6 protein-coding genes are annotated in these 5,547 nt (G+C 42.0%); all 6 read left to right on the top strand.

Going from position 1 to position 5,547, the window contains the following annotated elements; all coding sequences use genetic code 11:
- Nucleotides 1-105: 105 nt before the first annotated feature.
- The 6 genes from HMPREF3002_RS05140 to HMPREF3002_RS05115 all read left to right on the top strand — a co-directional run bounded on the left by HMPREF3002_RS05140 (nucleotide 106) and on the right by HMPREF3002_RS05115 (nucleotide 5,026).
- Nucleotides 106-384 carry a DUF2129 domain-containing protein gene (locus HMPREF3002_RS05140; protein WP_023918810.1) on the top strand — a complete coding sequence of 93 codons (279 nt, stop codon included), beginning with the start codon at nucleotides 106-108 and terminating at the stop codon, nucleotides 382-384.
- A gap of 108 nt (nucleotides 385-492) precedes the next feature.
- Nucleotides 493-1,650, top strand: coding sequence for an ABC transporter substrate-binding protein (locus HMPREF3002_RS05135; protein WP_023918808.1), 1,158 nt, complete (start codon nucleotides 493-495; stop codon nucleotides 1,648-1,650).
- A gap of 81 nt (nucleotides 1,651-1,731) precedes the next feature.
- Nucleotides 1,732-2,601: a branched-chain amino acid ABC transporter permease gene (locus tag HMPREF3002_RS05130; RefSeq protein WP_021153669.1), complete on the top strand. Its 870-nt coding sequence runs from the start codon at nucleotides 1,732-1,734 to the stop codon at nucleotides 2,599-2,601.
- Nucleotides 2,602-2,604: 3 nt separating this feature from the next.
- The gene (locus tag HMPREF3002_RS05125; RefSeq protein WP_003008278.1) at nucleotides 2,605-3,552 is read left to right on the top strand and encodes a branched-chain amino acid ABC transporter permease; all 948 of its coding nucleotides are present in this window, start codon (nucleotides 2,605-2,607) and stop codon (nucleotides 3,550-3,552) included.
- Nucleotides 3,552-4,316 (top strand): ABC transporter ATP-binding protein, encoded by a 765-nt coding sequence (locus HMPREF3002_RS05120; protein WP_003005595.1) that lies wholly within the window; start codon nucleotides 3,552-3,554, stop codon nucleotides 4,314-4,316. Before HMPREF3002_RS05125 ends, HMPREF3002_RS05120 begins: the two co-directional genes overlap by 1 nt.
- A complete protein-coding gene (locus HMPREF3002_RS05115; protein WP_003008277.1) occupies nucleotides 4,316-5,026 on the top strand; it encodes an ABC transporter ATP-binding protein in 711 nt (236 codons plus the stop codon). The genes HMPREF3002_RS05120 and HMPREF3002_RS05115 overlap by 1 nt, the downstream gene beginning before the upstream one ends.
- Nucleotides 5,027-5,547 lie beyond the last annotated feature (521 nt).

The following is a 5,547-nucleotide window of genomic DNA, read 5'->3' as shown; positions in this document are numbered from 1 at the left end:
ACGAATTACCGATTTCTGTCCCACTCTCTTTTTTGCTCTCATAAAAGAGTAGTTCTTTTTCTTGAAATTTGATATACTAGTAACAGAACGAGAAAGGGATTGACCATGTTTGAGAAACAAGAAAGAACAGGCTTAATTGTTAAATTGTATTACAATCGCGACGGGAAAAAATTACAATCAGTCGGAGATGTCTTGTACCATTCTAAGAAATGCCGTTATGTCCAATTGTATGTGGACAGTGACAAGGCGGATCAAGTCATGGAAGACTTAAAGAAAGAACGTTATGTCAAAAAAGTCTTGCCTTGCCATCTCAAAGATTTAGATACAGATTTTGTGGGGAGTTTGCAACGATTGGAGACCCCATCTGTGGTAACAGAAGTTTAGAAAACGCAATCATTTGATGGATTGCGTTTTTTTTATTGACAATTGTCAGATAATTCGGTATATTCTTAATGTATTTATTTTAAGATTCATTTAAGGAGATCATTACAAATGAAGAAAAAATTTGCTCTTTCATTTTTAACCATTGCAAGTGTCGCTCTTCTTGCTGCTTGTGGTGAAGTTTCTACTTCAGGTTCAAACACAACTGGTAACGAAATCGGCAAAGAACTAAAAGTCGGTTTTAACTTTGAAAAAACTGGTGAAGTAGCAGCCTACGGTAGCGCTGAACAAAAAGGTGCTCAATTGGCCGTTGATGAAATCAACGCTAAGGGTGGAGCTGACGGTAAGAAGATCGTTGTCACAGATAAAGATAACAAATCTGAAACAGCTGAAGCAGCTACAGTCACTACAAACCTTGTCACTCAATCAAAAGTGAACGCTCTTGTAGGACCTGCAACTTCAGGTGCTACTGCAGCAGCGGTTGCCAATGCTGGTAAAGCAGGTGTTCCATTGGTTACACCATCTGCAACTCAAGATGATTTGACAAAAGGTCAAGATTACCTTTTCCGTGCAACCTTCATCGATAGCTTCCAAGGAAAAATCATTGCCAAATACACAACGGATAACTTGAAAGCGAAGAAAGTCGTTCTTTACTACGATAACTCATCTGACTATGCGAAAGGGATTGCTGAAGCCTTCAAGAAATCTTACAAAGGTGAAATCGTAGCAACAGAAACCTTCCAATCTAAGGATACAGACTTCCAAGCTGCTCTTACAAAAATCAAAGATAAAGACTTCGATGCGATTGTTCTTCCAGGTTACTACACAGAAACTGGTAAGATCGTAAACCAAGCGCGTGGTATGGGAATCAAACAACCAATCATTGGTGGGGATGGATTTAGCGATGCTAAGTTCGTTGAACAAGCAACACCTGCTGCAGCTACAGACATCTACTACGTAGCTGGATTCTCTACTGAAGGTGAAATGACTGATAAAGCCAAGAAATTCGTAGAAGCTTACAAAGCGAAATACAATGAAGAACCTTCAATGTTCGCAGCTTTGGCTTATGATTCAGTTTACATGGTTGCAGAAGCATCTAAAGGTGCTAAGAACTCTGTCGAATTGAAAGATAACCTTGCGAAGTTGAAAGACTTGGAAGGTGTGACTGGTACAATGTCAATTGACAAGAACCACAACCCGGTTAAATCAGCTCTTATGATTGGCTTGAAAGATGGTAAAGTCAAATCAGTTGAGTCTGTTAAACCATAATTATCATTTGTTGTTTGTACAAGAGGCTGGGAGAATGAAAATTCCTGGCCTCGCTCTTTATTGTTAGAAAGGATGGTTCAAATGCTCCAGCAATTAGTGAACGGTCTAATCTTGGGAAGCGTCTATGCACTCTTGGCCCTTGGTTATACCATGGTGTATGGAATTATCAAATTGATCAACTTTGCCCATGGAGATATCTACATGGTAGGTGCCTTTATGGGATATTTCTTATTGAACTCGTGGAAAGTGAACTTCTTTGTAGCCTTGCTCCTAGCCATGGTTGGGACGGCTATTTTAGGGGTTGTAATTGAATACCTGGCTTATCGTCCGCTTCGTCATTCGACTCGGATTGCAGCCTTGATCACAGCCATCGGGGTTTCCTTCTTGCTCGAATATGGGATGGTCTTCTTTGTAGGGGCCAATACCCGTTCTTTCCCGCAAGTGATTAAAACGGTTCGTTACAACTTCGGTCCTATTTCAATCTCCAACATTCAGTTGATGATCTTGGGAGTGTCTGTTTTCTTGATGGTCGCTCTTCAATTTATTATTCAAAAGACAAAGATGGGGAAAGCCATGCGGGCTGTATCTGTCGATAGTGATGCCGCTCAATTGATGGGGATTAACGTAAACCGTACGATCAGTTTTACCTTTGCTTTGGGATCAGCCTTGGCTGGTGCTGGTGGTGTTTTGATTGGTTTGTATTACAACTCGATCGAGCCTTTGATGGGGATGACACCAGGGATCAAAGCCTTTGTCGCAGCCGTTCTTGGAGGAATCGGAATCATTCCAGGTGCTGCCCTAGGTGGATTTGTTATCGGTTTGTTGGAAACCTTCGCTACAGCGATCGGTCTTTCAGACTTCCGTGATGCCATTGTGTATGCCATCTTGATTGTGATCTTGCTCATCCGTCCAGCAGGTATCCTCGGTAAAAATGTGAAAGAGAAGGTGTAAGCCATGAAACAAAATTTAAAAGTGAATTTAGTCTGGCTTGGTCTTTTGGTCGCAGGTTTTGCCTTGATCCAAGTCTTGGTTGCAGCGGGTGTGCTCAACCTCTTCTATATCCAAATTTTAGAACAAATCGGAATTAATATTATCCTTGCAGTTGGTTTGAACCTCATCGTTGGTTTCTCAGGTCAATTCTCACTCGGGCATGCCGGATTTATGGCGATTGGTGCCTATTCTGCAGCCATTCTCGGTTCTAAATCACCAACCTATGGGGCTTTCTTTGGTGCGATGGTTTTAGGTGCTTTGATTGCTGGTGTCGTTGCCTTGATCGTTGGGGTTCCAACCCTTCGTTTGAAAGGGGACTACCTCGCGATTGCGACACTTGGGGTTTCTGAAATCATCCGGATCTTGATCGTCAATGGTGGTACTCTAACAAATGGTGCTGCTGGGATCCTTGGTTTGCCAGCCTTTACAACTTGGCAATTGGTTTACCTCTTTGTTGTCATTACAACGATCTTTACGATTAACTTCTTACGCAGTCCAATTGGACGCTCTACCCTTTCTGTTCGTGAAGATGAAATCGCGGCAGAATCTGTTGGGATCAATACGACCAAAGTCAAAGTCATCGCCTTTGTATTTGGTGCGATCACAGCGGCGATTGCTGGATCTCTCCAAGCCGGCTTTATCGGCTCTGTTGTTCCTAAAGACTACTCTTTCACCAATACTATTAATGTCTTGATCATTGTCGTGTTTGGTGGTTTGGGATCAATGTCAGGAACAGTTGTGGCAGCCATCGTCTTGGGTATCTTGAACATGGTGCTTCAAGACTTCTCAAGTGTACGTATGATCATTTACTCATTGGCTTTGATTCTCGTGATGATCTTCCGTCCAGGTGGTCTTCTTGGAACATGGGAATTCAGCTTGAAAAAACTACTCTCAAAAAAGGAGGCTAACTAATGGCACTTCTTGAAGTAAAAAATTTAACAAAAAACTTTGGTGGTTTGACAGCCGTTGGGGATGTGACCATGGAACTCAATGAAGGGGAATTGGTTGGATTGATCGGACCAAACGGTGCCGGTAAAACAACCCTCTTCAACCTCCTAACAGGGGTATATGAACCAAGTGAAGGGACCATTACCTTAGATGGTCAGTTGCTAAATGGTAAAGCACCATATAAAATCGCTGCAGGTGGTCTGGGACGGACTTTCCAAAATATTCGTCTCTTTAAAGATTTAAGCGTTTTGGACAATGTCTTGATTGCCTTTGCCAATCACCACAAACCACATGTCTTTGCGAGTCTTTTCCGCTTGCCAAGCTATTACAAGAATGAAGAAGCTTTGAAAGCGAAAGCCCTTGAATTGTTAGCGATTTTTGGTTTGGAAAAAGAAGCAGATACCTTGGCCAAAAACTTAGCTTACGGACAACAACGTCACTTGGAGATCGTTCGTGCCCTTGCTACAGAGCCAAAAATCCTCTTCTTGGATGAACCTGCTGCAGGGATGAACCCTCAAGAAACAGCAGAATTGACCCAATTGATCCGTCGCATTCAAAAAGAATTTAATATTACGATCATGCTGATCGAGCACGATATGAGCTTGGTTATGGAAGTAACAGAACGGATTTATGTATTGGAATATGGTCGCTTGATTGCCCATGGTACGCCAGATGAAATCAAGACCAACAAACGCGTAATCGAAGCATATCTAGGAGGTGAAGCCTAATGTCTATGTTAAAAGTTGAAAATCTTTCTGTACACTATGGCATGATCCAGGCTGTCCGTGATGTCAGTTTCGAGGTGAATGAAGGGGAAGTTGTTTCTCTTATCGGTGCTAACGGTGCTGGGAAAACATCTATTCTTCGTACGATTTCAGGTTTGGTGCGTCCAAGTGCTGGGAAAATCGAGTTTTTAGGTCAGGAGATTCAAAAGGTTCCGGCTCAAAAGATTGTAGCAGCAGGACTCTCTCAAGTTCCAGAAGGCCGCCACGTCTTTCCAGGCTTAACTGTTATGGAAAACTTGGAGATGGGAGCTTTCTTGAAGAAAGATCGAGAAGAAAATCAAGCTAACTTGAAGAAAGTCTTTTCTCGTTTCCCACGTTTGGAAGAACGGAAGAACCAAGATGCAGCAACCCTATCTGGTGGGGAACAACAAATGCTCGCAATGGGTCGTGCACTCATGTCAACGCCAAAACTCTTGCTTCTGGATGAACCTTCTATGGGATTGGCTCCAATCTTTATCCAAGAAATCTTTGATATCATCCAAGATATCCAAAAACAAGGGACAACGGTTCTCTTGATCGAGCAAAATGCCAACAAGGCTCTTGCTATCGCAGACCGAGGTTATGTTTTGGAAACAGGGAAAGTCGTTCTTTCCGGAACAGGAAAAGAACTCTTAGCCTCAGAAGAAGTCCGCAAGGCCTACCTTGGTGGATAAGATTTCTAAAGATTGTTTGAAAAGAAAAGTTAGCTAAACCTTTCTTCGGATTGATGATAAAGAAAATTTAGAAACTTTCCTTAGGTGAGTACGGGCGTTAGGTGAAATTATCCGGTGGATGATTTCAGCAATCCAGGAAGTTCCATGACTAATTAAGATACAAAGGGCGTTTGCGGATAAAGTCAAAATAGGATGTTTGACGCAGAATCTTTCGATTCTAGGAGAACTTATCTTTTTGGCACAATCTGTGGCCCGTATTCAATTCGTTTTGAGCCCCTTCGCTTTTTAATTTCTGAGCTCAGGCTAAAACAGTTCCCCGAACTGTTTTACTCTCAAAACTCCCGAGTGCTTGAAACAAGATTGTTTCAAGCACTTTTCTCACGGCGGAAAGTTTCAATATACTCCCAAATGATTCAAAAAATAGCATAATTTCTATTATGAAGAATTATTAATCTTATTTTATAGGAAAAACAGTTTGAATATGTTCGAAGAGGCTGGGACAAAAGTCCTAGCCTCTCAAT

It is taken from the genome of Streptococcus sp. HMSC065E03 (genome assembly GCF_001815045.1).
In the GTDB taxonomy this organism is placed as follows: Bacteria; Bacillota; Bacilli; order Lactobacillales; family Streptococcaceae; genus Streptococcus; species Streptococcus parasanguinis_AD.
The sequence above is the reverse complement of the archived record's forward strand: the minus strand, read 5'-3'. Positions and strand labels throughout refer to the sequence as shown.